Origin of the sequence: Kineococcus xinjiangensis, from assembly GCF_002934625.1 — a bacterium.
GTDB lineage: Bacteria > Actinomycetota > Actinomycetes > Actinomycetales > Kineococcaceae > Kineococcus_A > Kineococcus_A xinjiangensis.
Genome location: NZ_PTJD01000015.1, coordinates 98,384 through 123,877, shown reverse-complemented (window position 1 = coordinate 123,877; position 25,494 = coordinate 98,384). Strand labels below are relative to the sequence as shown.

Below are 25,494 nucleotides of genomic sequence, written 5' to 3'. Positions count from 1 at the left end.
TCACGCAACTCCGCGGGGTAACGCTTGGACGTGCTCCCTGACATGACTCCATCCTTCCCAAGGAACGGAGTCTCCGGACTCGCCGGGGCGGTTCATGCGCTCGTCCTCGCCGAGGGTTGCCTTGGTCGCCAGAACCCGTCCGCAAGCGAAGCGGCTATCACTCAACGGCACCGCCCAAAAGTCTCCAGGCTGGAGATAGCTTGTCGACCGAGGTTGAAACGGGTATCCGGGGTGCGTGCTCGCCACGGCATCAGGCTATGACGAGCCCCGCACGCCCCATGCCGCTGCGGGCGAGGACACCGCGCCGGCTTGCGCTCGGTGCGCCGGCCGTAGTCCGGCTCAAACGACCGCTCATCACTATGACGCTGAGTGCGCGATCATGACCCGCTCAGCGGCGTCACACGCTGGTGCGGGCACGGAGCTGGTGAAGCTCCTCGGCGCTGAGGGAGACGCCCCAGCCGTGTCGGTCCTGCCGAAGCAGCCGGGCGAACCATGCGGCCGGCGGCCCGGAGACACCGTCCTCGGCCGCCAGGGCCAGGACGACACCGAGGCTGCGCAACGACTCCTCGTCGTGAGCGGCGCTGAACAGGCTGCCCTCGACGATGGCGACGGTGTAGGTCAGCAGCAGCGCCAGTCGGTCGGCGTCGGCACCAACAGTCAGGCAGCGCTCACGGGTCGACTGGGGCAGTGCCACCCCGGCCAGGGCGGTGTCGAGCAGAGGCACATCCGCCTCGTGCCAGGCATCGAAGCTGTCACCCGGCCCGACTGTGAGCCACAGCCACTGGTGCTCCAGCAGCGCCTGCACGTCCTCGTCGTGCAGGCGGTGCGCGGCCAGCCAGCGGTGCAGCACCACCAAGGCCACCGCGAGACGGCCCGACAGCGACAGGGCCCGGTAGCGGCGCAGCAGCCACCAAGTCCGCCAGGTGCTGCGGCGCAGCGGCGGCTGCGCACGGACGGCCATCGCAGCCCAGGCCTGCCGGGCGAGGCGCTCAGCCACCGCCTGCAGCGCGTCCTCACCTGAGGCCGCCGCGGCGAGCTGAGCCTGCGACCCACGCAGCTCCTGCTCGACCAGGCCACGCAGCGACTCCCACTCCCGCGACTCCTCCACGCCCCCAGACTGCCCTCGCCGACGAAGACATGGACATCCGCCCTTGCCGCCTTCCGCGCTCTCGGAGCGCGATCCGGGCCCGTCAGTCGTAGATCACTGCCAGCCCCCTGCGCTGCAGGTCGGCCAACCCGTCCCGCATCGCCTGGATCTGCTCCGGAGCGTGCCCCACCCAGTCCGCGAGCTCACCGATGATCTTCACCGGCTCCCGAGTGCGGTAGGACAGGGTCGGGTTGCCCGGGTACTTCTTGTCCGTCACGTTGGGGTCGTCCTCCAGGGCGCCTGTCGGCTCGACGACGTAGATCCGGCCAGGTCCGTCGCCCGCAGCCAACTCCGCACCCCAGGCAGCCGCGTCCAGTGTCCGGGTCACGTAGACGTAGTTCATCGTCCTGCCGCGGTCGAAGTTGGAGAGGTGCCCCGGCAGCAGGAAGTCCCCCACTGCCAGGTCCGCCTTCGTCCCGTGCAGGAACGCTCCGGATTCGTGCACCTGGAAAGGTTGGGGTCGTGTCGTCTCCACCGCACCAGGGTGGGCCACGACACCCTCTGCGGTCACTGTCCGCCGCGCCAAGGCCGGCGACGCTCCCCAGATGGCTCGCGTGCATGTCATCTCCTGGCAGCAGACCTACAACGGCCTGATGTCGGACTCCGTCCTGGATGACCCGGGTCTGCTCGAAGCCCGCGAACGCTTCTGGAGCGGCGCCCTCACCGACAAGCGATGGAGCGGCAACCGCGCCGCGGTCGCCGAGCTGGACGGAACGGTCATCGGCATCGCGATGTCCGGCCCCACCCAAGAGGCCGACGCGACCGGGGCCGTGCAAGTGCATCTCATCTACGTCGAGGCGGCCCACCACGGCTCCGGGACAGGGCCGGCCCTGCTCAGCGCCGTCCTGGACCCGCACGAGTCAGCTGCCTGGCGGGTCGCAGAGCACAACCCCCGCACGCGCGCCTTCATGCGCAAGCACGGCTTCGCCCCTGACGGGCACAGCAAGACCGAAGACGACGTGCGCGCGGTCCGGTGGGTTCGCCCGAGGAACAGGCCCTGATCCGCCTCCCGCTGGCCATCGCCGCCAAGATCGTCCGGCCTTCGTCACGGAGAGCGCCGACATCCAAGGACGTCACGCCCCGCGGTGCGAACGTCCACACTTGCCGCACCGCGGGCGCGGTCGTGGGCGGTGGGAGCAGATCCTCGACCCGCAGGACACGGCCTGGGGATCCGTCTCAGCCGGTTGCGCTCAAGCGTGCCTCCGTGAGCTGCCAGGAAAACACAGAGTCAGCTGTGTGCCCCGAGGTAGCCGAGCTTGAGCACGTGACCGCTGGAGGTGGTGAGCACCACCCCGCCAGGCACGCCGACCGGGGGAAGCTCATCGATCATGGGTTCGTCGACGAGGACCTTCCAGGCGATCGATCCGTCCTGGCCGCGTGCCACGATCTCCTCGAGACCGGCCTCGATGAGGAAGCGCTCCGGCTCGGAGTGCGGGAACGGTTCGATCCCCGCCGAGGAACTGCTGCTCTCCTTCAGGCCGTAGTCGACGACTTGCCCGGTGCTCCGCTTGACGGTGATGTCGTACTCGGAGGGGGCCAGCGCTCGGATCTCATCGACTCCTCGGGTGCCCATGATGACCCACCCGCTGCCAACCAGGCCGTTCCCGTCGGGCGGCTCGGCTCGCCACACCAGCGCGCCATCGGACAAGCGGAAGGCGTGCAAGCAGCCGCCGGCGATGTAGACGACACCGTCGTCCACGGCCACCGCTTCTGGGTACGCGTCTGGTACGACGACCCACTGCAGCGAGACGGGCAACTCCCCTGAAGGACCTGGCTCCAGCCGGACTCCCGGCGCGATCTCGACGTGGGCGGTGGAGGGCGCGCTGCCCGAGCCGCCAGGTGCTGCCGTCATGAACATCAGTGGTAGCACGATCGCAGGCACGACGCCGGTCTGCGGCGAGGTGCAGGAGGAAGGCGAGCCCACCGCCGTCCGGGTGGTTCGCGGCCATGCCGCCGGTCACAAGGTGCGCGCTCAGGTAGCCGCGAGCGGGGCGCGATCATGGCGGTCGCTGGAGGCACCCCTCTGCCGCAGAGGGGACGCTCTGCAGCACAGTCGATCCGGGATCACCGGCGGCGAGGCGCCGTATGCCCGCAGGGTGCACGACCGCGGACCCGCTCGCTCGCTCCAGCCGCTGGTGGGGCGCGGTCAGCAGCGACCGGTCAGGAGCAGCAGCTCCTCGCCGCCCTCGCTCACCCAGCAGCCGCCGGTCCACACGACATCACCGCGCGGTCGAGGGTCCTGACTGACCAGGGCGTCCCGCACGGCTTTCCACCGCTCCACGGCCTCGGCGCCGTCGCAGTAGTCGAGCTGGGCGCCGCCGTAGTAGTAGAGGACCAAGGGCGTACCGGCCGCGATCATGGCGTCAGCGTCGCGGCGCTTGATGCGGCTGGAGCGGCGGACGAAGCGCACGCCGGAAGGGCTGGTCAGGTGCCCCTCGACCACGGCGCTCCACTGCCCCTCGGCCAGGCTCACCCTCATCCCGGCAGCATGCCGCTTCCACCGCAGGTCACGGCTGCGGTCCGGGACACGTCGCGCAGGAACGGACGACCGTCGCCCGGCGGTCCGCCGGAACTAGGGATGCTCAGTCCGCCCCTCCGGCTCCGCAGCCCGCGGAGATAGGGAGGCCTCCCGATGTGGCGGGCCTCCTCAGCGGAGCACCGTCGTCCTCGTCGAAACGACTTCGAGGAGGACGACGTGAGCAGCAGCCTGTGGAACTACCCGGCCGACCTGTGGCCGTACCTGTCCGACGCCGAGCGGCGCCGGGAGGAGCTGGAGCACCTGCTCGTCGTGCAGCGGCGGCGCGCGGCCCGGCGCCGGGGACGGCGTTCCGCCGCGTCCTGGCTGCGGGCGACCCTGCACCTGCCCGCCCAGCCCGCCCAGCCGGTCCAGCCCGTCCAGCCGGTCGAGCCCGTGCCCGCCGGGCGCTGAGTCGGGCGCGGGCGGGGCGGTGCGGGGCGGGGATGGCGCCCTCGGTGAACTCGCTGGCCCCGTGTCGGGGGTGGGCAGCAGGATGAGTGCCGTGCCCGTCGTCACCTCCCGCGTCCTCGTCGGGCGCGCCGCGGAACTGGAGGAGCTGAGCTCCCTCGTCGGCCTCGGCGGTGGTGGCGGCGCGGGCGTGCTGCTCGCCGGGGACGCCGGGGTCGGCAAGACCCGGCTCCTCACGGAGCTGTGCGAGCGGGCGCACACCGCCGGGTGGCACGTCCTCGTGGGGCACTGCCTCGACTTCGGCGGCGACTCCCTGCCCCACCTGCCCTTCACGGAGGTCTTCGGCACCCTCGCCGACACCCCCGGACCGGCCGCCGAGGCGCTCGCAGCCGCCGGCCCGGCCCTCGCCCGGCTGCTGCCGGGGCGCCCGCTGCCCGCCGCCGTGCCCCCGCAGCCCGGCCCCGACCGTGCCCCCGACTCCGCCCGCGACCCCGCCCAGGACGCCGCCCGCGACTCCGCCCGCGCGGAGCTCTTCCAGGCCGTCGGGACGGCCCTGGAGCACCTCTCCCGCAGCGCGCCCGTCCTCCTCGTCGTCGAGGACGTCCACTGGGCCGACCCCTCCACCCGCGAACTGCTCGGGCTCCTCCTCTCCCGCGCATCGCGGGGCCCGCTGTCGATCGTCGCCTCCTACCGCGCCGACGACCTGCACCGCCGCCACCCGCTGCGCAGCCACGCCGCGCAGTGGGTGCGGCTGCCCGGCGTCGCCCGCCTCCACCTGCCGCCCCTGCCCGACGAGGCCGTGCGGGACCTCGTCCGCCACCTGCGGCCGGGCGGCCTCAGCGACGACGCCGTCGACCGCATCGTCGCCCGCGCGGAGGGCAACGCCTTCTTCACCGAGGAACTCGTCTCCGCCGCCTCGCGCGGCGAGCAGTCCCTGTCGGCGGACCTCGCGGACCTCCTCCTGCTGCACCTCGACGCCCTCGGCGAGGACGCCCGCCGCGTCCTGCGCGTCGTCGCCGTCGCGGGCGGGCGCATCCCCCACGAGCTGCTCGCCACCGTCGTCGGCCTCGACGGGGCGGGGCTCGACGAGGCCCTGCGCGCCGCCGTCGACCGCCACCTCCTCGTCCCCGCGAGCGTCGCCGCCCCCGGGGACGGCTACGCCTTCCGCCACGCCCTGTTCGCGGAGGCCGTCTACGACGACCTGCTCCCCGGGGAGCGCACCCGGCTGCACCGCGCCTTCACCGACGCCCTGCGCCGCACCAGCGGGCACGGCAGCGCCGCCCAGCTCGCCCGGCACGCCCGCGCCGCCCAGGACCTGCCCACGGCGGTCACCGCGAGCGTCCAGGCCGGGGCGGAGGCGATGACCGCCGGCGGGCCCACCGAGGCCGCCGCCCACTACGAGCAGGCGCTGGAGGTGCTCTCCCACGGCACCCCCGACGGGGTCGACGTCGACGTCGTCGACGTGGTGCTGCGCGCCGCCGAGGCCGGCGTCGCCGCCGGGCGCCTGCACCGGGCCCTGGACCTCCTGAGCCACCAGCTCGAGGCGCTGCCGCCCGACGCCGGCCCCGCCACGCGCGCCCTGCTGCTGCACGCCGTCGCCGGCACCGCCCTCCTCGACGACGCCCCCATCGACGTCCTCGGCCTCACCGACGAGGCGCTGCGGCTGCTGCCCGGGTCCGGCCGGGAGGAACCGTTGCGCGCCCGCCTCCTCGCGGTGCGCGCCCGCGCCGCGTCCTCCCGGCACCGCACCGAGGACGCGCGGCGCTGGGCGGCCGAGGCGGTGGAGCTGGCACGCGCGCTGCAGCTGCCCGACGTCCTCGCCGACGCCACCACCACCCTCGCCCGCCTGCACTGGCAGCCGGTGCCGGAGGAGGCGGAGCGGTCCCTGCGCGCCAGCCTCGCCGAGGCCCGGGCGGCGGGCAACGCCGCCGTGGAGCTGCGCACCATGCACCAGCTCGGGTCGCTGCTCTACGAGGGGGGACGCCTCGCGGAGGCCCAGGAGGCCTACGAGTCCGCCGCGGCGCGCGCCGTGGAGCTGGGTCGGCCGTGGGCTCCCTACGGGCTCGACGGGCGCACCATGGCCGCCGTCGTCAGCGAGACCCGCGGCGACCTCGACGGGGCCCTGCGCATCCTCGACGTGTCCGGGGAGTCCCCACCACCCCTGGCGCGGGCCTCCCTCGGCAGCGCCGGCCTCGCCGTGGCCGCCGTCCGCGGCGACGCCGCGGCGCTGGAGCTCGTGCAGCGCCTGCGACCGTGGTGGCAGCGCGACGGGATGCTCGCCGTGCTCTGCGGCACCGCGGCGGTCGACCTGCACGGCGACGCCGGGGACCTCGACGCGGCGGTGGCCGTGCACGACGAGGTCGTGGCGCACCTGACCGTGCTGTGGGGGCACCCCGGGTTCCAGGCGCGCATCCGCCTGTCGGCCCTGCTGCTGGGCCACCTCGCCGCCGCGCTCGCCACCGCCGGCGCCACCGAGCGCCGCGTGCTGCTGGAGCGGGGCCGCGTGCTGGTGGAGGCGGCCCGCAGCACGGCGGCGGCCGCCCGGCCCCACGGCCCCGAGAGCGCGGCGTGGCTGGCGCGCGCCGAGGCCGAGCACCTGCGCGTGCGCTGGCTGGCCGGCGACGGCCCCGACGGCCCCGGGGAGCTGGTGGCGGCCTGGACGGCGGCGGTGGAGGCGTTCGAGCGGTTCGGGCACGTCGTGGAGTCGGCGCGCTCGCGCGCCCGGCTGGCCGCCGCGCTGCGCGCCGCCGGGGACGTGGAGCGCGCCGCGGCGGAGACCGGCAGGGCCGCCGACGTGGCCCGGGCCGTCGGGGCGGCGCCGCTGCTGCGGGAGCTGCGGGGGCGTGGCGGCGGCCCCGCAGCGCGGGAACGCCTCGCAACTCACGGCGCGGGAGCAGGAGGTCCTGGCGCTCATCGCCTCCGGCCGCAGCAACCGGGAGATCGCGCAGGTGCTCTACATCAGCGCCAAGACCGTCAGCGTGCACGTGTCGAACATCCTCGCGAAGCTGCAGGCCGGCAGCCGCACCGAGGCGGTGTCCCTCGCCCGCCGGCGCGGGCTGCTGCCGGACGGCTGAGCGGCGCGCCGACGCGCCTGGAGGCGCCTGTCGCACCGCGGCGGCAGACTGCCCGCGTGCCCGAGCTGCCCGAGGTGGAGGCCCTCGCCGAGTTCCTGCGCTCCCACGCCGTCGGTCGCGTCGTCGCCGCGGTGGAGGTGGGCGCCGTCAACGTGCTCAAGACGTACGACCCCCCGCCGCAGGCGCTGCACGGGCTCCAGGTGCAGGACGTGCGCCGGCACGGCAAGTGGCTGGACCTCGACGTCGACGGGCTGCACCTGCTCGTGCACCTGTCCCGCGCGGGGTGGCTGCGCTGGTCCGACGCGCTGCCCGCCGCGCCGCTGCGCCCGTCGGGGAGGAACCCGGTGGCGCTGCGGGTGCGCCTCGACGACCCGGACGCCGCTCCCGGGCGCGGTCCCGGCTTCGACCTCACCGAGGCGGGCACGCAGAAGCGCCTCGCCGTGCACCTCGTCCGCGACCCGCAGGAGGTCCCCGCGGTCGCCTCCCTCGGTCCCGACCCGCTCGCACCGGGGTTCGGCCGCGACGACCTCGCGGGCATCCTCGCCGGCTCCCGGCAGCAGGTGAAGGGCCTGCTGCGGGACCAGTCGGTGCTCGCGGGCGTCGGCAACGCCTACTCCGACGAGGTCCTGCACGCGGCCCGGCTCTCCCCGTACGCCCTCGCCGGGTCCCTGGAGCCGGCGGAGGTGGACCGGCTGCACGCGGCGCTGCGCTCGGTGCTCGGCGAGGCCGTCGCGGCGGCCTCGGGCAGGCCCGCGAAGGAGCTGAAGGACGCCAAGCGCGCCGGGATGCGCGTGCACGGCCGCACCGGCGAGACCTGCGGGGCGTGCGGGGACGTCGTCCGCGAGGTGTCCTTCGCCGACCGCTCGCTGCAGTACTGCCCCACCTGCCAGACGGGCGGCAGGCTGCTGGCGGACCGGCGCCTGTCCCGCCTGCTCCGCTGACCGCGCGGGACGAGCCGGTCCCCCCGCGGGCGTAGCAGCGGCTGCCGCCTCCACCTCCGGTCTGAGCTGCGGGTTCATCCTCAGGGCGGCTGTGCCCGGACCCCCGTGGAGCGCATCCTCGAGATCACGCACGCAGGGGTGCGGTGACGAGGAGGTGGTCGCGGTGGTCGCACTGGTCGCAACGGTGGTGATGGTCGCGCTGGTGGTGCTGGCGCTGCTCGCGGCCGCGGCGGGGTGGGCGGCACGCGCCGGCCGCGGCGAGGAGGGCGACGGCGGCCCGGAGCTGGTCGCCGCCGCCCGGGCGGAGTTCGGCTGGGCGACGGCCCGTGCGGCAGCCCGGGACCTCCCGGCGACGGTGGTGCGGCTGGACGATCGGCGTCCCGGGGGCCGGGGCGGGCGGCACGCGGCCTGAGGGCACTTCCCGCCGGCGCTGCGGTCCGGTCCGGTCCGGGGATGCCCTCCCTCGTGCTGCGGACGGGCGCGATCAGGAGCACCCTGGAGACCTGACACATCACTGTCCGTAGCGACAGGGAGGTGAGAGTGATGTTCTGGGTACTCGTGACGACGGCGGTCATGCTCGTCGCCGTGCTGGTGATCGTCGGGATGGCGGTCGCGCGGTGGGCGGCCGCCAACGGTCGTCGCAACGACGGGGCGCGGGAGCGCGACGGTGACGTGGACCTCGTCGCGCCGGACCACGCGGAGTACGGCTGGGCGACCGCCCGCGCCGCGCGACTGCGCAGGGCGGAGCGCGCCGGGGTGAAGGGCGTTCCGCAGGGGCGCCGCGCCGCCTGACCGGCGCGAGACGGCACCGGCGCGGCACAGCCTCGGTGGCGGTCAGGTGGCGCCGGAGCCACCGCTCGCCGCGGTGCCCGGCTGCAGCAGCGGTGCGAGGCGGTTCCAGCGGGCGATCTCGCAGCCGTCCGTGCGCTTGAAGGTGGCGGCGACGTCGGAGTCCCGCCAGCGGCCCCGGACGGTCGCCGTCTCCGGGCCGCCGAAGACCTGGGTGCACATCAGGTCCTTCGGCACCGGAGCGAAGGGGTCCTTCGCGGCGTCGAGAGCGGCGCAGGCGCCGGCCGGGTCGGGGTGGTCCCCGCCGGGCTCGCCGTCCGCGGGGCACGTCAGCGTCCAGGTGGTCGAGGTCCCCGCCCCGTCGGTCACGGTGATCGTGAGCATGGTCTCCCCCTCCGCCGCGTCGGGCTCCGGAGCATCCGCTCCGGGGGCCGGCGCCCGGGTCGGTGTGGTCGAAGGCGTCGTGCTGGGTCCTCCCACGGTTCCCGCTCCCTCCTGCCCGCACGCCGCCAGCGTCGTGAGGGCGAGCGCCGCCAGGGCCAGCGCCGCCCGTGTCCCCGCGTGCCCCTGGCCCTGCGCCGAACGCCCCATGCGACCCATCGTCGTCCCTCCCCGCTCCCGCGCGCCCGTCGTGGGCCCACCTGCTCCGACGCACCCGCCGCGGGAGGGGTTCCGGCGGGCGGGCACCCCAGGTCCCCTCCGGGTCCTCCGCGGAAGGCCCGCGGGCACGCCTAAGCTCGCACCATGGCTGACCTTCCCTCTGTGCCCGCCGCCCTCGTCCCGGCCGGCGTCGTCGTCCTGGACGTCCGCGAGGACGACGAGTGGGCTGCCGGTCACATCGACGGCGCACTGCACATCCCCATGGGCCAGGTCCCCCAGCGCGTGCAGGAACTCCCCGCCGACGACGAGCTGCACGTGATCTGCCGCTCCGGCGGGCGCTCCGCACGCGTGGTGGCCTGGTTGCAGGAGAACGGCTACGACGCCGTCAACGTCGCCGGCGGCATGGGTGCATGGGCCGACGCGGGCCGCCCGATGGTGGCCGACGACGGCCGGGAGCCCGGCGTCCTCTGACAGGTGGACGCCCGGCCCGCACTGGGCCGAGCGGGGGATGTTCGGGTTTGACCGGTCCAACCCCCGGGTACGAGAACTTCGTCCGTGGTCGGCCCTCCGGTCGCGGTCTCCCGGTCGCCGGCCGGGTGGTTCCCGAGGTGCAGGAGGACGGACCATGCCGCTCGGCTCGCGGGTGCTGCCCGTCGCCCAGTGGGCGGCGTTCGCACACGACGCCAGCTCCGTCCCCCAGGCCCGCCACCTCCTGCGCGACGTCCTCGACCGCGCCGGGGCCGACGAGACCACGCGAGCGGAGGTCGAGGTCGTCCTCTCCGAGATCATCGGCAACTCCGTCCGCCATGCCCGGCCGCTGCAGCGGGAGGGCCTGCCCGGGGGCATCGAGGTGGCGTGCCGTCTCGTGCCGGGCGGTGAGCACGCCGACCAGCACGTCGAGCTCTCCGTCACCGACGGCGGCTCCGCCTCGTCCGTGCACCCCGTGCACGCCCGCGAGTCCGACACCAGCGGGCGCGGCCTGCGCATCGTCGACTCCCTGACGACGGAGTGGGGAGTCGTGGAGGACCTCGACGACCTGACCCGCACGGTGTGGGCGACGTTCGGCGGACCCCGCAGGCGCGCACCCCGCTGACGCAGGGCCCCGCACGGGCTCCAGCTGAGGATCGCTCCACGTCACGGCGCACCAATTCGTGACAGAGCGTCCCCGAGCCACTCCTCTCGCGGTACTTTCGGGCACCGCGCCGCGCACCAGCCGGCCAGAGGAGAGGGCGGGCGTGGACACGGGCGTGGAACCGGGTGTGGACCGTGGGCTGCCGCGGGGCGCGGTCAGCGAGGTGCCCCCGGCGCCGATCACGCCACCCCGCTCGGCCCTCGACGCCGCCGCCGACGCGCTGCGCGACCTCGGTGACGCCCTCGCCGGGGCCACCACCGTCGAGCAGGTCGCCGCCGCCGTGCTCCCCGTGGGCCGGCGCGTCCTGCGCTGCACCTCCTGCGGGATCAGCCTCCACGACGCCGCCGGGCACCTGCTGCGCCCCTACGTCCCGGCCGGGCTGGACGGGCCCGCCTACTCCTACGGCCGGGAGATCCCGCTGGACGACCCGGCGCCCAGCGCGGCCGCCGCCCGGCAGCGCCGCCCCCTGCTGGTGCGCAGCCCCGCCGAACTCGCCGCCTCCCACGACTCGCTCCTCAACGAAGAGGTCCTGGCCCGCGGGGAGCGCTCCTGGGCGATGCTGCCGATGGTCGCCCACGGCCGCCTCGTCGGCGTGCTGCGCTTCGGCTTCGCCTGGGAGGGCTCGCTCAGCCCGGCGGGCACCACGTTCGCCCGGACCCTGGCGGGGCAGTGCGCCCTCGCGCTGGAGCGGGTGCGCTCCTTGGAGGCCGCCCGCGAGGCCGCCCGGGACGTCGCGCTGTCCGAGCTGCGCTACCGGGCCCTCGCCGACGCGACCAGCCTCGACGTCTTCCCCGCCTCCCCGGAGGGCGGTGTGCTGGGCGACCTGCCCGGCTGGCGGCGCCTGACGGGGCGGGAGGGCCCGGTGGAGGGCTTCGCCTGGCTGGCGGACGTGCGCCCCGAGGACGCCGCCGCGGTCCGCGCCGCCTGGGAGCGGGTCCTGCGCGACGGCGGGGTGCTGCGCCGCCGGTTCCGCGTGCCCGTACCGGCCGGGGAGCGCACCCTGTCGATGGTGGTCACACCCGTGCGCACCACCGCGGAGCTGGGCGACCTCGCCGTGACGGGCGTGGGCGAGGTGGTGGAGTGGGCCGGGGTCGTCTCCGACGTCACCGGTGAGGTGGAGGCCGCCACCCGCGCGGTGGCGCTGCAGCACCTCGGCGAGCGCCTGGTGGGTGCGCAGACCCCCGAGGAGGTCGTCGCCGCCGTCCTGCGCACCAGCCGCCACGACCTCGGCGCCTCCTCCGCCGCGGTGTCCCTGGCCGAACCCGGCGGCGGGCTGCGCACCACCCTGCTGTCCCCGGGCGAGGGCCCGCGCCGGGCACCCGCCGCCGAGCCCGACACGGGCGGGCTCCTGCGCTACCTGCGCGACCACGGCGGCGCCTTCCTGCACGGGCGGGCCGACTTCGACGACGCCCCGGCGGTGGTGCGGGCAGCGCTGCCGGCGGGGCGCGCGGGCGGGGGCGCGGCGGGTGAGCGGTCCTGGGCGCTGCTGCCCCTGGGCACGCGCAGCGCCTGCCCGGGCGTCCTCGCGCTGGGCTTCCCCGGAGACCGCACCGCGACGGCGGCCGACCGCGGCTTCCTGCGCGCCTTCGCCCGACAGGCGGCCACGGCCCTGGAGCGGGCGCACCTGCTGACCGCGGAGCGCAGCACCACGCGCATCCTCCAGGAGGCGCTGCAGCCGGGGCCGCTGCCGGCCGTGCCGTGGCTGGCGGCTGCCCGGCGCACCGCGACGAGCGCGGGCGTGGACGTGGGCGGGGACTGGGCGGAGGTGATCCGCCTCGACGACGGCCGCGCGGTGCTCGTGCTGGGTGACGTCATGGGGCGGGGCGCGCGCGCGGCCACGGTCATGGGCCAGGTCCGCACCCAGGTCCGCACGCTGGCGCTGATGGACCCCGAGCCGGGCACCGTGCTGCGCCGCCTCGACCGGCTGGCCGAGGCGGCCGACTCCGACGACCTCGTCACGCTGTTCTACGGCCTGCTGGAGCCCTCCGGCCGGCTGCGGGCGGCCAGCGCGGGGCACCTGCCGCCGCTCCTGCTGGACGCTGCGGGCTGCCGGTACCTCGACGTCCCGCCCGGCACGCCGCTGGGTGTGGGCGGCGACGACCGCTCCGGGGTGCTGGAGGCGGACCTCGCCGCCGGCGCGGGGCTCGCGGTGTTCAGCGACGGGCTGGTCGAGACGCGCGACCGCACCCTCGACGACGGGCTGGCGGCGGCGCTGGCGGCGGCGGCGGAGGTGGCGGGTGCGGCGCCGGACATGGTGTGCGACCGGCTGGTGGAGCGGCTGACCACCGCCCACGTGGTGGACGACGACGTCACGGTGCTGTGCGTTCGCCGGGGCGTCGAGGACGGCGGCTAGCCTCGGCCCGTGCTCCCACCGGACGCCCAGCCCGACGCCCAGCCCGTTCCCGCGGCGGCCGCCCTCCCGGGCCGCTGCGCGGTGGTCATCCCCGCCAAGGACGAGGCGGAGCGGATCGCCGCGACCGTCGCCGCGGCCGCCACCCTCGAGGGCGTCGACCTCGTCGTCGTCGTGGACGACGGCTCCCGCGACGCCACCGCCGCGGTCGCCCGCGACGCCGGGGCGCTCGTGGTGCGCCACCCCCGCAACCGCGGCAAGGCGGCGGCGATGGAGACCGGCGCGCGGGCCGTCGCCGAGCGCGAGGGCGCCGAACCGGTGGCCGCCCCCCGGGCGCTGCTCTTCGTCGACGCCGACCTCGGGGCGACCGCCGCGCAGACCGCGCCGCTGCTGGGGCCGGTGCTGGCGGGCGAGGCGGACATGACGATCGCCGTCCTGCCGCGGCAGGCCACGGCGGGCGGCGGTCGCGGTCTCGTCGTGAACCTCGCGCGCAAGGGCACCCTCGCCGCGGTGGGCTGGTCACCGCAGCAGCCGCTGTCCGGGATGCGCTGCCTGACGCGGCGGGCGTTCGAGGCGGCCCGGCCGCTGGCGCGCGGCTGGGGGGTGGAGACGGCCCTGACGATCGACCTGCTGCGCGCCGGCCACCGGGTGGTGGAGGTGCCGTGCGAGCTGCACCACCGGGTGACGGGGCGGGACTGGCGCGCCCAGCTGCACCGGGGGCGGCAGTACCGGGACGTGGCGCTGGCCCTGGCGGCACGCCGGTGGGGCCGGCGCGCGGCGAGGCCGTGACGGCAGCGCCCGCTCGGCCCTGGGCGCGCTGGGCGGCCGGCGGCGGGGCGTGCACCGCGCTGGCGCTGCTGGCGTGGGTGGTGGTGGCGGTGCTGGGCCCGTCCGCGGCGGTGCCGGGGCTGGGGCCGGGGTGGCCGCCGCTGAGCCTGGGCGGGCCGGAGCCGGTGCCGTCGGAGCTGGTGTCCTCGGTGCTGGCCGTGGCGGTGGTCGCGGCGACGGCCGGGGCGTGGCTGCTGCTGTCGGCGGTGGCGCGGGGGTGGCGGCCGGACCCGCGCCGGGTCCTCCTGCTGGGGGCGGGGGCCGCGGCGGTGCTGGTCCTGGTGCCGCCGGTGGGGTCGGCGGACCACTTGAGCTACGCGGCCTACGGGCGCATCGCCGCGTTGGGCGCGGACCCGTACGTGGTGGCTCCGGAGGACTTCCGCACGGCTGCGGGGGGCCTGGACCCGGTGGTCTCGGCGGTGCGCGCGCCGTGGGAGGACACGGTCTCGGTGTACGGGCCGGTGGCGACGGCGCTGCTCGCGGGGATCTCGCTGCTGGGCCAGGAGTCGGTGGTGCGCTCCGTGTGGTGCTGGCAGCTGGTGGTCGCGGGGGCGTGGTTCGCGGCGGCCGCGGGGCTGCACGTGGCGTTGCGGGGCCGGCCGGCGGCGCGGGCCCGGGCGGGGGTGCTGTGGACGCTGAACCCGCTGCTGCTGGGGGTGGGGGTGGCGGGTGCGCACCTGGACGTGGTGGCGGGGGCGGCGGCGCTGGGCTGCCTGCTGCTGGCGCGGGCGCGGCCGCTGCTGGCGGGGCTGCTGCTGGGTGCGGCGGTGGGGATGAAGCTGCCGTACGGGGCGGTGGGCGCGGGCCTGCTGTGGGCGTGGTGGCGCTCGTCGGCGCTGTCGCGGGGACGTTCGGCGGGTGGCGCGCCGGTGTCGCCCGGCCGTTCGTCCCCGTCCGCGGCCGGGCCGTCGCCCCGGACCCCGCCTGCGGGGCTCGGCTTCGGGGCCCGGCACGTCCTGCGCGGTCTGGCCGGGGCGCTGCTGGTGCTGGTGCCCGCGCACGTGTGGGCCGGCTCCCACGTCTACGACCAGACTCGGCAGGCGGGGCGCTACGTGTCGCTGGCGACGCTGTGGCGGCCGCTGGTGGAGGCCGGGTACCCGCGTGAGCTGCTCCTGCACGGGGTGCTGCTGCTGGGTGCGGTGCTGCTGGCGGTGTGGTGGCCGGCGCTGCTGGGCGGGGGTGCCGCCCGGGGGGCGCGGCCGGGCCTCGGCGCGGGTTCCGGGGTGCCGGCGGTGGCGGCCCCGGCGGCGGTGGCCCTGGGGCTGGTCTACCTGCTGGCGGGGCCGTACGTGCTGCCCTGGTACGACGTGCTGCTGTGGGGGCCGCTGGTGCTGCTGGCCCCGTCGTGGCTGGACCGGCTGCTGGTGCTGCGGGCGGGGGTGCTGGCGCTGGCGTACGTGCCGGGGCTGGTGGAGGGGATGAGCCCGGCCGTGGAGGCGCTGACGCTGGGCTTCCGCCGGGAGGTGGGGCCGTGGGCGGCGGCGGCGGTGCTGGCGGCGGCGGTGGTGGGGGCGCTGCTGATGCGCCGGTCCCCGCGTGCCGCGGCTCCGCGGGAGGCCCTCGGTGGCTGAGGACCCGGTGGTGGAGGACCCGGTGGTGGCCGCGCAGCGGCAGCGGCGCGACCTGGTGCCCTTCGGGGAGGCCGTGCGGACGTGGTTCGCCATCTCCCTGCAGACGTTCGGCGGCCCGGCGGGGCAGATCGCCGTCATGCAGCGCACCCTCGTGGAGGAGAAGCGCTGGATCGGCCAGCAGCGGTTCCTGCACGCCCTGAACTACTGCATGCTCCTGCCGGGCCCGGAGGCGCAGCAGCTCGCGGTCTACACGGGGTGGCTGCTCAACGGCACCCGCGGTGGGCTGGTCGCCGGGACCCTGTTCGTCCTGCCGGGGGTGGTGGCGCTGCTGGCGCTGTCGGCGCTGTACGTGGCGGCGGGGGACACCGCGGTCGTGGCCGCGGTGTTCGCGGGGCTGGCGCCGGCGGTGGTGGCGGTCGTCGTGCAGGCCGTGGTCCGCGTCGCGCGGCGCGCCCTGGCGCACCGCGCCCTGCTGCTGGTCGCGGTCGCCGCCTTCGCCGCCCTGACCGTCCTCGGCGCGCCGTTCCCGCTGGTGGTGGCGCTGGCAGCGGCGGTGGGCTGGGCCCTGGGCCGGTGGCTGCCCCGCGCGGTGGCGGGCGGCGGCGGGCACGGCGGCGCGGCGGACGGCCCGCCCCCGGTGATCGCCGACGACGCCCTGCACGCCGAGCGCCCCTCCGCACGGCGGGCGGCGACGGTGCTGGCGGTGGGGCTGGCGGTGTGGGGGCTGCCGCTGGCGGCGGTGACGGCGTGGACGGGCACCGGCAGCGTCTTCACCCAGCAGGGGCTGTTCTTCTCCGGCACCGCGCTGGTCACGTTCGGCGGTGCGTACGCGGTCCTGGCGCACGTCGCGCAGCGGGCGGTGGAGACCTACGGGTGGCTCGCGCCGGGGGAGATGGTGCGCGGCCTGGCGCTGGCGGAGAGCACCCCCGGGCCGCTGATCATGGTGGTGCAGTTCGTGGCGTTCCTCGGCGCCTACCGCGACCCCGGCGGGCTGGACCCGTGGGCGGCGGGGGTGCTGGGCGCGCTGCTGACGACATGGGTGACGTTCGTGCCGTGCTTCGTGTTCATCTTCCTCGGGGCGCCCCACGTCGAGCGCCTGCGCGGCAACCGGACCCTGTCGGCCGCGCTGACGGGCATCACGGCGGCGGTGGTGGGGGTGATCGCGAACCTGGCGGTGTACTTCGCGCTGCACACGCTGTTCGCGGCGACGACCACCGCGTCGTGGGGTCCGCTGCGGGTGGAGCTGCCGGTGCCGGGTTCGCTGCGCTGGCCGTCGCTGGCGATCGCGGTGGCCGCGGCGGGGATGGTCTTCGCCCTGCGCTGGTCGGTGCTGCGCACGCTGGGGGTGTGCGCCCTGCTGGGGCTCGCGACGCTGCTGCTGCCCTGAGGGTGCCCGCCCGGGGTGCCGGGCGGGCTGCGTCAGGCGTCCGGGGGCTGCGGTGCGGCGTGGCGGCCGACGTACTCGCCGCTGCGCGCGCGGGCCAGGCGGGTGCGGGCGCTCTCCCCGGTGCGGCGCGGCGGCCGGGCGCGGCGCGCAGGTGCCGCCGCCGGCTCCTGGCGGCGGATGTGCGGCTGCGGCTGCGGGCGGGCGGTGCCGGGGAGGTGGAACTCCACCCACGCCGCGCCCCTTCCGGCCAGGGCGGGGCGCTCGACGAGGGCCCACGAGGCACCGGCCAGGAGCAGGGCGACGCCGAGGCTGAAGGCGAGGAACCCGGGCAGGGTCAGGCTGGTGGCGCCGAGGAGGACGAGCACCTGCTGCACGGGCCAGTGGTAGAGGTACAGCCCGTAGGAGGCGTCCCAGGACGGCGAGGACCGCAGCGGCAGCCGCACGGCCAGCCACAGCAGCAGGTAGGCGAGGGCCGGTGCGGCCAGGGCGCGGTAGTCCGGCAGCAGGTGCGTCCCGGCGCTGAGCGCGGCGACGCACGCGGCGGCGAGGACTCCGCTGACGGGGATGTGGCGGGCCAGGAGCCAGGCGAGCGCGCCGAGCAGGAAGACGAGGGGGAGGCGCAGGGCGGCGCCGGAGGCGAGGAGGGGGAAGCCTGCCGCCGCCAGCGCGGTGAGCACCCAGAGGCCGCCCGTCAGCCCAGCCACCAGCCGGATGCGCCGGCGCAGCAGGCCGAGGGCGCCCAGGGCGGCGAGGAGCGCGCAGCAGAGCGCGCCGGCGGCGAGGGTCGTGAGGGGGCCGGTGAGGACGCCGGGCTCGTGCCCTGCGGCGGGCAGGCCGGCGATCCCGGGCTGCTGGATCGAGAGCAGGGCGTTGGCGCCCAGGTAGGACGCGGCGGAGTCGGGGCCGGTGAGCAGCGGCAGCAGCGGCCGCCCGCTCAGCAGCGCCACCAGGGGCGCGACGACGAGGGCCGTCAGCAGCAGGCAGGCCCAGAACCCCGGCACGATCCGGAGGAAGCGGTGCCAGGCGAAGCGGCGCAGCGACCCCAGCCGCAGGTAGCTGCGGGCGGCGAGGAAGCCGCTGAGGACGAACAGGGCGTCCACCGCGAGCTCGCCGACGCCGGCCGAGCCGATGACGGGCGCGCGGCCGGCGGCGATCTGGACCCCGTGGGCGACGGCGACGACGGCGACGAGGGCGAGGCGCAGGACGCCGATCGCGTTGTCGCGGGGGTCGAACGCCTCCGCGAGGTGGGGCGGGCGCCGGTGCGGCTGCGCGCCCTGCCGTGCGGCCCGGTGGGCGGGGGCGCTGTGCCCCGGGCGCGGCATGCCCCCGCGCGGAGCGGGCAGGACGGTGGCGGCGCGCGGGGCCGGAACCCGGCGGGACGGCGTGGGGGAGCCGGCGCCCCGGTGGGTGCCCGCTCCCGTGCTCGTCAGGTCGTGACGTTCGATCCTCAACGGTTCCTCCCTCGGTCCGCACCGCACGGCGACGGTAGGTTCTCGCCGCGCGGGGGATCACCGAGAGCACGGGCCGCGTTGCTCCACGTGGTGGAAACTGTCCCCCTTTCGCGTGCGGTCCGTGGTCGCCGCGCGGGTCGCGCTGCGCCGTCCGGGGTCGGCGGCGGGGGCGCCCTCACCGTGCGTGCACCCCCCGCGGGCCGCGGCCCCACCGGGCGACGCGCTCCCCGCCCCGGCAGGATGCGGGGACGGGCGCCGGCCCCGGTGGCCCGCGGTAGGTGGGAGGACGCCAGATGGAGCGGGGAGCGGAACGCCTCGGGGGTGCGCGGCCGGGGGTCCACTCGGAGGTGGGCAGGTTGCGCACGGTGCTCGTGCACCGCCCGGACCTGAGCCTGGAGCGGCTGACCCCGAACAACCGCGAGGAGCTGCTGTTCGACGACGTGCTCTGGGTGGACCGGGCGCGCGACGAGCACGACCAGTTCGTCGCGGAGCTGCGGGCGCGGGACGTGGAGGTCCTGCACCTGCACGAACTCCTGGCCGAGGCGCTGGAGGCGCCCGAGGCCCGCGACTGGGTGCTGCAGCGGACGGTCACGGGGGACGCGGTGGGACCGGGGGCGGCCGAGCCGGTGCGCGCGGCGCTCGACGCGCTGGGCGCCAAGGACCTCGCGACGCACCTGATCGGCGGGCTGACGTGGGCGGAGCTCGCGGAGCGCAGCGTCGGCCTCGACCTGGCGCGCGGGTCCCTCACGGCCGCGACCGCCGGCCCGGAGGGTTTCGTCCTGCCGCCACTGCCCAACTCCCTCTTCACCCGGGACTCCTCCGCGTGGGTCTACGGCGGGGTGTGCCTGGGGACGATGTCGTCGCGGGCGCGCGTGCCGGAGGTCGTCAACGTGTCGGCGGTCTACCGGTTCCACCCCCGCTTCCGGGACGTGGGGTTCCCCTTCTGGTACCCCCACCTCGACGCCGACGGGGAGTTCGACCCCGCCGAGTTCGGCGGGGCGTCGGTGGAGGGCGGCGACGTCATGCCCGTCGGCGGCGGCGTGGTGCTGCTGGGCATGAGCGAGCGCTCGACCCCGCAGATGGTGGAGCGGCTGGCGGGCCGGCTGCTCGCCGACGGCGCCGCGGAGCGGGTGGTGGCCGTGGCGCTGCGCAGCGAGCGGGCGTTCATGCACCTCGACACGGTCCTGACGTTCGTGGACCGCGACGCGGTGACCGTCTACCCGCCGGTGGTGGACGAGGCGCGGGCGTTCGTGCTGCGGCCGGGTGCCCGGCCGGGGCAGGTGTCCGTGGAGGAGGAGACGGACGTCCTCACGGCGGTCGCGGAGGGGCTGGGGCTGGCGCGCCGGGACCTGCGGGTGGTGCCCACCGGCGGTGACCGCCCCCAGCAGGACCGGGAGCAGTGGCACGACGCGAACAACGTGGTGTGCGTGGAGCCCGGCGTGGTGGTGGCCTACCACCGCAACACGGCCACGAACGCGGCGCTGCGCAGGGCGGGGGTCGAGGTCGTGGAGATCGAGGGCTTCGAGGTGGGCAAGGGCCGCGGCGGCGGGCACTGCATGACGTGCCCCATCGCGCGCGACGCCTGAGGCGGCTGCCGGACGGGTGAGGGAGCGCCGGAGCGGGCGGGAGGAGCCCGCGGCGGCTCCTAGCCTCGGAGGTGTGGTGATGGTGAGCGGTGTCGACGTGGTGGCCCGCTACGGGTCGGGGACGCTGACGGGGCCGCTGGGGGACGGGGAGCCCCGCCTGCTCGCGGTGCACCTGGCGGGGTTGCGGGGTGCGCCCGCGCGGGACGCGGTGGGGATCGCGGCCCTCCCGGTGGAGGTGCGCCGCAGCCTGGTGGAGCAGCTCCTCTCCCTGGAGGGCCCCGACGCGCTACGGCTGGGCTGGCTGCTGGAGGCGCTGACCCGCGACCTGCCCGGCGCGGTCGGGACGGGCGCCGCGCTGGGCCTGCGCGGGCAGGTGCTGGACGTCTGGTCGCGCTGGCGGGGGTTCGAGCTCGCCTCGCTGCTGCGGCTCGTGCGGCGCTGCGGCGGGGACGTGCCGGCGCACTTCACCACCCTCGCCCGCATGACCACGCCGCTGCCGGACCCGTTCGACGCCCCGTCGTCCGGTGGGCGCGCCGACCGGGGCTCCGTGTCCCTCAGCCCCGGTGAGGCGTGGACCGACGAGGTGATCGCCGATCTTCCCCGGCTGGGGCGCGACTGGTGGGACCTGCTCGTCCACGCGTCGACCGCGACGGCGGCGAAGCCGTCGCAGAAGTGGGACCGGGGGGCCGCCGCGCTGGTCGCCGTCGTGGGAGCCGAGCGGTTCCGCGCCACGCTCCTGCGCTGGCTCGCGCCGGCCGGCGGGGGGTGGGCGCCCGGGGACGACGGGGGCAGGCCCGTCGAGCCCCACAACGTCACGGTCCTGCGGGGGCTGCTGTGGATGCTGTCCGGCCTGCCCGCGGACCCGTCCACCGCCACCGCCCGGGCGGTCGGCGCCGTGGTGGGCGCGTCGCTGCGCAAGGTGCCGGGGGTCGGGCCGCGCAGCGCGAAGGTCGCCGGCGCCGGGGTCTTCGCGCTGGACCGGATGGAGGGGGACGCGCCGCTGGCGGAACTCGCGCGCCTGGCGCTCCGCACCACCCACGGGCCCGTCGCCCGGCAGCTGGAGGCCGCCGTGCAGCGACGGGCGGACGCCCTCGGCCTCACGCGGGAGGAGGTGGAGGAACTCGCCGTCCCCGCCTGCGGGCTGACGGCGGTGGGCCGCCGCGAGCAGGTCCTCGGGAGCGCCACCGCGGAGTTCACGGTCAGCGGTACGAAGGTCGCGCTGACCTGGCGCGACGCGGCGGGCAGGGCGGTGAGGTCGGTTCCCGCCGCCGTCCGGCGCGAGCACGCCGAGGAGCTCGCGGAACTCAGGGCCGACGCCAAGCACGCCGCGGCGGTGCTCACCGCCCAGGCGGAGCGCCTCGACCGGCAGTTCCTCGCCCGGCGCACCTGGGCGTTCGCCGCGTGGCGGGAGCGCTACCTGGACCACCCGCTGGTCGGCACGCTGGGGCGGCGCCTGATCTGGGTGGTGGCCGGAACGCCCTGCGCCTGGGCCGACGGCGCGCTGCGCACGGTCGGGGACGAGGTCGTGGAACCGGCCGCCGACGCCCGGGTGGAGCTGTGGCACCCGATCGGGCGGGAGGTGGCCGAGGTCGCGGCCTGGCGGGAGCGGCTGCTGCGCCACGAGGTGGTGCAGCCGTTCAAGCAGGCCCACAGGGAGGTGTATCTGCTCACCGACGCCGAGCGCGCCACGGGCACGTACTCCAACCGCTTCGCGGCACACGTGCTGCGCCAGCACCAGTTCCACGCCCTCGCCGGCGCGCGGGGGTGGCGGGACCAGCTGCGGATCGTGGCGGGCCTGGAGGTGCCCCCGCCGGTGCGGGAGCTGCCCGGCTGGGGGCTGCGCGCGGAGTTCTGGGTCGACGGGGTCGGGGAGCACCGGGGCACGGACACCGCCGACTCGGGCGCCTTCCTGCGGCTGGCGACCGACCGGGTCCGGTTCCTCCCGTGCGGGGCGCCGCGCGGTGGCGAGGCCCCCGGGGGCGACGGCCGGGCGGACGAGGGTGCGCGCCCGTTCGGTCCCGTCCCGCTGGAGGACGTGCCGCCGCTGGTGCTCAGCGAGGTGATGCGGGACGTGGACCTGTTCGTGGGCGTGGCCAGCATCGGCAACGACCCCGCGTGGTCCGACGGCGGGCCGGAGGGGCGCTACCGCGACTACTGGCGGTCGTACTCCTTCGGGGAGCTGTCGGCGACGGCGGCCACGCGGCGGGAACTGCTGGCGCGCCTGGTGCCGCGACTGGCCGTGGCGCAGCGCTGCACGCTGGAGGAGAGGTTCCTCGTCGTGCGCGGTGACCTGCGCACGTACCGGATCCACCTCGGGTCGGGCAACGTCCTCATGAGCCCTGGCGACGAGTACCTGTGCATCGTCCCGGCCGCGTCGGCCGCGGCCCCGGGGGAGGTGTTCCTGCCGTTCGAGGGGGACGGCATCCTCGGGATCGTCCTGTCCAAGGCCCTGCTGCTGGCGGACGACACCCGCATCACCGACCCGGGCATCACCTCCCAGATCCGCGGGGGCGCGAGGGCCTGAGGCGGGACGGGCACCCCGCCGCCCACCCGGCGACCGGCGCCCCGCCGTGAGAGGGTTGACCGGCTGTTTCCGGCGGTGACAGGGGGACTCCATGGCAGAGCGCGTCTCGTTCGGCAGCACGGCGGGCCCGCGGCTCGCGGGGCTGCTCGACCTGCCCGAGGGGGAGGTGCGCGGCTGGGGCGTGTTCGCCCACGGGTTCACCCTCGGGAAGGACTCCCCGGCCGCGGCGCGGATCTGCAAGGGCCTGGCCGCCGAGGGCATCGGGATGCTCCGCTTCGACAACCTCGGCCTCGGCGACTCCGAGGGCGACTGGGGCGACGGCTCGTTCACGCACAAGGTCGCCGACACCGTCCGGGCCACGGAGTTCATGGCGGAGCGCGGCAGCCCGGTCGAACTCCTGGTGGGGCACTCCTTCGGCGGTGCGGCCGTCATCGCGGCAGCGGGCGACGTTCCCGGCCTGCGGGCGGTGGCCAGCATCGGGGCGCCCTCGGAACCCCGGCACGTGGAGCAGCACTACGACGCGCTGCTGGACCGGGTGATGGCCGACGGGCACGCCGAGTGGATGGTGGGCGGGCGGGCGCTCACGCTGAAGCGGTCGTTCGTCGAGGACGTCCGCCGCGCCGACCTGCGGCACCGGATCGGGGAACTCGGGATGCCGCTGCTGGTGATGCACTCCCCGACGGACACCACCGTGAGCATCGACAACGCCAGCGAGATCTTCAGGGCCGCGCGCCATCCGCGCAGCTTCGTGGCGCTGGAGGGTTCCGACCACCTCCTCCTCGCGCCGGGGCAGGCGCGGCGGGCCGCCCGGATCATCAGCGCGTGGGCGGACCAGTACCTCCGGGAGGGTTAGCGGCGCCACCCCGCGGCCCGGGCGGGAGGGGGTGCGTTCCTCCTGCCGCGCCGGCCCTGCGCGGCTACCCTGCCCGCGTGCCCGACACCGCCGAGCTCCTCGCCGCCTACGACGCCCTCTACCGCCCCGCCGAGGTGGAGACCTTCCCGCCGGGGACCCGGTTCGAGGTGGACGACCCGGTGCTGCGCGTCTTCTCCGGGCACCGCGGCTACCTCTGCACGCCGCCGGACCTGCGCAGGGACGGGGCGGAGGCCGACGAGTTCATCGCCCGCCAGCGCGACGCGTTCGCTGCGCGCGGGGAGGCCGTGGAGTGGAAGCTGCGCGGCCACGACCGCCCCGCCGACCTGCCGGAGCGCCTGCAGCGCGCGGGTTTCCGTCCCGAGGCGCAGGAGACCGTCATGGTCGGGCTCGTCGAGGAACTGGCGGCGCTCCCGGTGGAGCTGCCCGAGGGGGTGGGGGTGCGGCAGGTCCGCGACCCGGCGGACATGGAGCGGATCGCCGCGATGGAGACGGCGGTGTGGGGGGAGGACTGGGGCTGGCTCGCCCGGGAACTCACCGCCCACTGCGCCGTCGAGCCCTCCCGGGTGTCGGTGTTCGTCGCCGAGACCCTCGGCGGGGACGAGCCCGAGGTGGTCTCCGCGGCGTGGCTGGTGGAGATGCCGGCCACGGGGTTCGCCGGGCTGTGCGGCGGGTCCACCCTGCCCGCGTGGCGGCGCCGGGGGCTCTACCGCTCGCTCGTCGCGGTGCGGGCCCGGCTCGCGGCCACCCGCGGCGTCCGCTGGCTGCAGGTGGACGCCTCCGACGAGAGCCGCCCGCTGCTGGAGGGGTTCGGGATGGTCGCCCTCACCACGACGACGCCCTACGTGTGGTCGCCGCAGGGCTGAGGGCCGCCGCCGGCTCGCGGTGATGTCCCGCGAGGCCGGGCGAACCCTGCCGGCCGGTGCGGTTCGCGGCCGGGGGTGCGACCCTGCGGGAGGGAGCCGGCTGCCCGCCGTCCCGACCACGTCGTGAAGGTGCAGCTCTACCGCAAGCACATCGAGCCCGGGTGCGACGTCCTCGCCGTGTTCGACGACCGCCAGAGCGTCGTGGACGCCTGGCGCGCCATCGGGCTCACGGTGTTCCAGGTGGCGCCGGGGAAGTTCTGACCGCAGCCCCGGCGTCCTGCCGCCCAGCGGGTTCCGGTCCGGCGGATCCGGGTACGACGATCTCCGTGACGGGCATCCCGTGGTCGGAGCGCGCCGACGGCAGCCAGCGCGGCTCCCCGTCGACGAGCACCGCCCCGCGCGCCCGCGCCGCGGTCCACCGCTCGTCCTGCAGGTGGTCGTTGAACACCCGGGTGCTGACCACCTCCCCGACCCGGTCCGGAAACTGGGCGAGGAACTCCTGGCTGACGAAGATGTGGTCGAGCAGTTCGTAGCGGCCCTCGTGGATGTGGGTGAACCCCACGTCGCGGAAGCTGCGCGTGGACTGGATGTCGTGGACGCTGTAGAGCTGGGTGTCCCGGGTGGCCAGCTTCCGCTCCGCCGACAGGTACCGGCGGGGTTCCTCACCGGCCACCACCTGCGTGGAGACCGCGGGCAGGTCGTCGTTGAGGTCGCCGAGCAGGATCACCGGTTCCCCGCGCTCGCCGTCGGGACCGTCGAGCACCGACACCACCATCGCCCGCAGCGCGAGCGCCTCCACCGCCCGCACCACCAGCGAGCGGACGCGGCCGGTGGCCTGTGCGAGCGGGTCGGCGGGGTCCTCGTCGGAGACGAACTTCGGGCGCTTGGACTTCAGGTGCGCCACGAACACCGTGGCCGGCACGTCGCCGGGCAGCAGGACCCGGGCGCGCAGCACCGGCCGCCGGAACCGGGTGGCGGCCTCGCTGTCGTCGTCCCCGGCCCGCACCAGGTGCACGGGGACGTGCATCCCGGTGGGGAAGTCGCCGACCGCCTCGCAGGACAGCACCGGGAACCGGGTGGCGAGCGCGACGTTCGGGCCCTCCGCCTCCACCGCCCCGTCCTCCCGCACGGTGAGGTTCTCGCCCTGCTCGATGCCGGGGGCGTGGACCGACGCCCCGCGCAGGTGGGTGCCGGCGGCCACGGCCCGTTGCAGGGCGGTGAAGCTGAACACCTCCTGGAAGCCGACGAGGTCGACCCGGCCCTCGTCGAGCAGCGAGCCGATCCAGCGGACCTTGTCGGCGAACAGTTCCTCCGGGTACGGCGCGGAGTCCCCGCGGCCGTGGAAGAACGCGCCCGGGTGCAGCAGGTTCTCCACGTTGAACGTCGCGATCCGGTAGCTGTCCACGCTCCATCCTCCCGCCGTCGGGACGGCAGTGCTCGGGGGACTGGAC

Annotated in this window: 24 protein-coding genes and 1 pseudogene; 18 read left to right on the top strand and 7 right to left on the bottom strand. The window is 76.4% G+C overall.

What is annotated here, in order from left to right; all coding sequences use genetic code 11:
- Positions 1 to 397: 397 nt before the first annotated feature.
- The gene (locus CLV92_RS17890; protein ID WP_104434995.1) at positions 398 to 1,108 is read right to left on the bottom strand and encodes a hypothetical protein; all 711 of its coding nucleotides are present in this window, start codon (positions 1,106 to 1,108) and stop codon (positions 398 to 400) included.
- 82 nt (positions 1,109 to 1,190) lie between these two features.
- Positions 1,191 to 1,622, bottom strand: a complete 432-nt coding sequence (gene arr / locus CLV92_RS17885; RefSeq protein WP_425433587.1) for an NAD(+)--rifampin ADP-ribosyltransferase — start codon at positions 1,620 to 1,622, stop codon at positions 1,191 to 1,193.
- A 70-nt stretch (positions 1,623 to 1,692) separates the two neighbouring features.
- Here arr and CLV92_RS17880 point away from each other — a divergent pair, with 70 nt between their 5' ends.
- Positions 1,693 to 2,148, top strand: a complete 456-nt coding sequence (locus CLV92_RS17880; RefSeq protein WP_104434991.1) for a GNAT family N-acetyltransferase — start codon at positions 1,693 to 1,695, stop codon at positions 2,146 to 2,148.
- A gap of 227 nt (positions 2,149 to 2,375) precedes the next feature.
- Here CLV92_RS17880 and CLV92_RS17875 read toward each other — a convergent pair whose 3' ends face one another.
- Positions 2,376 to 2,852, bottom strand: coding sequence for a hypothetical protein (locus CLV92_RS17875; RefSeq protein WP_158257320.1), 477 nt, complete (start codon positions 2,850 to 2,852; stop codon positions 2,376 to 2,378).
- 441 nt (positions 2,853 to 3,293) lie between these two features.
- Complete coding sequence (locus tag CLV92_RS17870) at positions 3,294 to 3,626, bottom strand: hypothetical protein (RefSeq protein ID WP_104434987.1); 333 nt, start codon at positions 3,624 to 3,626, stop codon at positions 3,294 to 3,296.
- Between the two features lie 216 nt (positions 3,627 to 3,842).
- On the opposite strand from CLV92_RS17870, the gene CLV92_RS17865 reads away from it, so the two are divergent.
- From CLV92_RS17865 to CLV92_RS17840, 6 genes and pseudogenes are all read left to right on the top strand, one after another.
- Entirely contained in the window at positions 3,843 to 4,076 is a 234-nt protein-coding gene (locus CLV92_RS17865; RefSeq protein ID WP_104434985.1) for a hypothetical protein, read from the top strand.
- 82 nt (positions 4,077 to 4,158) lie between these two features.
- Positions 4,159 to 4,743: pseudogene (locus CLV92_RS17860) on the top strand (AAA family ATPase); the annotation flags it as partial.
- A 2,173-nt stretch (positions 4,744 to 6,916) separates the two neighbouring features.
- On the top strand, positions 6,917 to 7,147 hold the full coding sequence (locus CLV92_RS17855; RefSeq protein ID WP_104435039.1) for a response regulator transcription factor: 231 nt from the start codon (positions 6,917 to 6,919) through the stop codon (positions 7,145 to 7,147).
- A gap of 56 nt (positions 7,148 to 7,203) precedes the next feature.
- Positions 7,204 to 8,088, top strand: coding sequence for an Fpg/Nei family DNA glycosylase (locus tag CLV92_RS17850; RefSeq protein WP_104435037.1), 885 nt, complete (start codon positions 7,204 to 7,206; stop codon positions 8,086 to 8,088).
- 163 nt (positions 8,089 to 8,251) lie between these two features.
- Complete coding sequence (locus tag CLV92_RS17845; RefSeq protein WP_146099631.1) at positions 8,252 to 8,500, top strand: hypothetical protein; 249 nt, start codon at positions 8,252 to 8,254, stop codon at positions 8,498 to 8,500.
- A gap of 131 nt (positions 8,501 to 8,631) precedes the next feature.
- Positions 8,632 to 8,880, top strand: a complete 249-nt coding sequence (locus CLV92_RS17840; RefSeq protein ID WP_104434981.1) for a hypothetical protein — start codon at positions 8,632 to 8,634, stop codon at positions 8,878 to 8,880.
- A gap of 42 nt (positions 8,881 to 8,922) precedes the next feature.
- Here CLV92_RS17840 and CLV92_RS17835 read toward each other — a convergent pair whose 3' ends face one another.
- Positions 8,923 to 9,261 (bottom strand): SSI family serine proteinase inhibitor, encoded by a 339-nt coding sequence (locus tag CLV92_RS17835; protein WP_104435035.1) that lies wholly within the window; start codon positions 9,259 to 9,261, stop codon positions 8,923 to 8,925.
- Between the two features lie 360 nt (positions 9,262 to 9,621).
- Here CLV92_RS17835 and CLV92_RS17830 point away from each other — a divergent pair, with 360 nt between their 5' ends.
- From CLV92_RS17830 to chrA, 6 genes are all read left to right on the top strand, one after another.
- Positions 9,622 to 9,948, top strand: coding sequence for a rhodanese-like domain-containing protein (locus CLV92_RS17830; protein WP_104434979.1), 327 nt, complete (start codon positions 9,622 to 9,624; stop codon positions 9,946 to 9,948).
- A 154-nt stretch (positions 9,949 to 10,102) separates the two neighbouring features.
- Positions 10,103 to 10,570, top strand: a complete 468-nt coding sequence (locus CLV92_RS17825; RefSeq protein ID WP_158257319.1) for an ATP-binding protein — start codon at positions 10,103 to 10,105, stop codon at positions 10,568 to 10,570.
- 142 nt (positions 10,571 to 10,712) lie between these two features.
- Complete coding sequence (locus tag CLV92_RS17820) at positions 10,713 to 12,962, top strand: GAF domain-containing SpoIIE family protein phosphatase (RefSeq protein WP_158257318.1); 2,250 nt, start codon at positions 10,713 to 10,715, stop codon at positions 12,960 to 12,962.
- A gap of 9 nt (positions 12,963 to 12,971) precedes the next feature.
- The gene (locus tag CLV92_RS17815; RefSeq protein WP_104434973.1) at positions 12,972 to 13,748 is read left to right on the top strand and encodes a glycosyltransferase; all 777 of its coding nucleotides are present in this window, start codon (positions 12,972 to 12,974) and stop codon (positions 13,746 to 13,748) included.
- Entirely contained in the window at positions 13,745 to 15,358 is a 1,614-nt protein-coding gene (locus CLV92_RS17810; protein ID WP_146099630.1) for an MptA/MptB family glycosyltransferase, read from the top strand. The genes CLV92_RS17815 and CLV92_RS17810 overlap by 4 nt, the downstream gene beginning before the upstream one ends.
- Entirely contained in the window at positions 15,351 to 16,745 is a 1,395-nt protein-coding gene (gene chrA / locus CLV92_RS17805; RefSeq protein WP_104435033.1) for a chromate efflux transporter, read from the top strand. Before CLV92_RS17810 ends, chrA begins: the two co-directional genes overlap by 8 nt.
- Positions 16,746 to 16,777: 32 nt before the next feature.
- On the opposite strand, the gene CLV92_RS17800 is transcribed toward chrA, so the two are convergent.
- Complete coding sequence (locus CLV92_RS17800) at positions 16,778 to 18,196, bottom strand: acyltransferase family protein (protein ID WP_104434969.1); 1,419 nt, start codon at positions 18,194 to 18,196, stop codon at positions 16,778 to 16,780.
- Positions 18,197 to 18,489: 293 nt separating this feature from the next.
- Between CLV92_RS17800 and CLV92_RS17795 the strand changes: the two genes are divergently transcribed.
- The 5 genes from CLV92_RS17795 (at position 18,490) to CLV92_RS21640 (ending at position 24,304) form a co-directional block, all read left to right on the top strand.
- The gene (locus tag CLV92_RS17795) at positions 18,490 to 19,782 is read left to right on the top strand and encodes an arginine deiminase (RefSeq protein WP_104434967.1); all 1,293 of its coding nucleotides are present in this window, start codon (positions 18,490 to 18,492) and stop codon (positions 19,780 to 19,782) included.
- Positions 19,783 to 19,864: 82 nt separating this feature from the next.
- Positions 19,865 to 22,306: a DUF4132 domain-containing protein gene (locus CLV92_RS17790; RefSeq protein ID WP_211291247.1), complete on the top strand. Its 2,442-nt coding sequence runs from the start codon at positions 19,865 to 19,867 to the stop codon at positions 22,304 to 22,306.
- A gap of 91 nt (positions 22,307 to 22,397) precedes the next feature.
- Positions 22,398 to 23,159 (top strand): alpha/beta hydrolase family protein, encoded by a 762-nt coding sequence (locus CLV92_RS17785; protein WP_104434965.1) that lies wholly within the window; start codon positions 22,398 to 22,400, stop codon positions 23,157 to 23,159.
- Between the two features lie 77 nt (positions 23,160 to 23,236).
- The gene (locus tag CLV92_RS17780) at positions 23,237 to 24,043 is read left to right on the top strand and encodes a GNAT family N-acetyltransferase (RefSeq protein ID WP_104434963.1); all 807 of its coding nucleotides are present in this window, start codon (positions 23,237 to 23,239) and stop codon (positions 24,041 to 24,043) included.
- 123 nt (positions 24,044 to 24,166) lie between these two features.
- The gene (locus CLV92_RS21640; RefSeq protein WP_158257317.1) at positions 24,167 to 24,304 is read left to right on the top strand and encodes a phosphatase domain-containing protein; all 138 of its coding nucleotides are present in this window, start codon (positions 24,167 to 24,169) and stop codon (positions 24,302 to 24,304) included.
- Here the strand turns inward: CLV92_RS21640 and CLV92_RS17775 are convergent.
- Positions 24,270 to 25,448 carry an endonuclease/exonuclease/phosphatase family protein gene (locus tag CLV92_RS17775; protein ID WP_104434961.1) on the bottom strand — a complete coding sequence of 393 codons (1,179 nt, stop codon included), beginning with the start codon at positions 25,446 to 25,448 and terminating at the stop codon, positions 24,270 to 24,272. The genes CLV92_RS21640 and CLV92_RS17775 overlap by 35 nt on opposite strands.
- Between the last annotated feature and the right edge of the window lie 46 nt (positions 25,449 to 25,494).

What these genes read in the sequence shown, in the direction of transcription:
- CLV92_RS17880 (WP_104434991.1), top strand. Translation starts at nt 1,693, where the DNA reads ATGGCTCGCGTGCATGTCATCTCCTGGCAGCAGACCTACAACGGCCTG.
- CLV92_RS17870 (WP_104434987.1), bottom strand. Translation starts at nt 3,626, where the DNA reads ATGAGGGTGAGCCTGGCCGAGGGGCAGTGGAGCGCCGTGGTCGAGGGG.
- CLV92_RS17840 (WP_104434981.1), top strand. Translation starts at nt 8,632, where the DNA reads ATGTTCTGGGTACTCGTGACGACGGCGGTCATGCTCGTCGCCGTGCTG.
- CLV92_RS17835 (WP_104435035.1), bottom strand. Translation starts at nt 9,261, where the DNA reads ATGCTCACGATCACCGTGACCGACGGGGCGGGGACCTCGACCACCTGG.
- CLV92_RS17830 (WP_104434979.1), top strand. Translation starts at nt 9,622, where the DNA reads ATGGCTGACCTTCCCTCTGTGCCCGCCGCCCTCGTCCCGGCCGGCGTC.
- CLV92_RS17825 (WP_158257319.1), top strand. Translation starts at nt 10,103, where the DNA reads ATGCCGCTCGGCTCGCGGGTGCTGCCCGTCGCCCAGTGGGCGGCGTTC.
- CLV92_RS17795 (WP_104434967.1), top strand. Translation starts at nt 18,490, where the DNA reads ATGGAGCGGGGAGCGGAACGCCTCGGGGGTGCGCGGCCGGGGGTCCAC.
- CLV92_RS17785 (WP_104434965.1), top strand. Translation starts at nt 22,398, where the DNA reads ATGGCAGAGCGCGTCTCGTTCGGCAGCACGGCGGGCCCGCGGCTCGCG.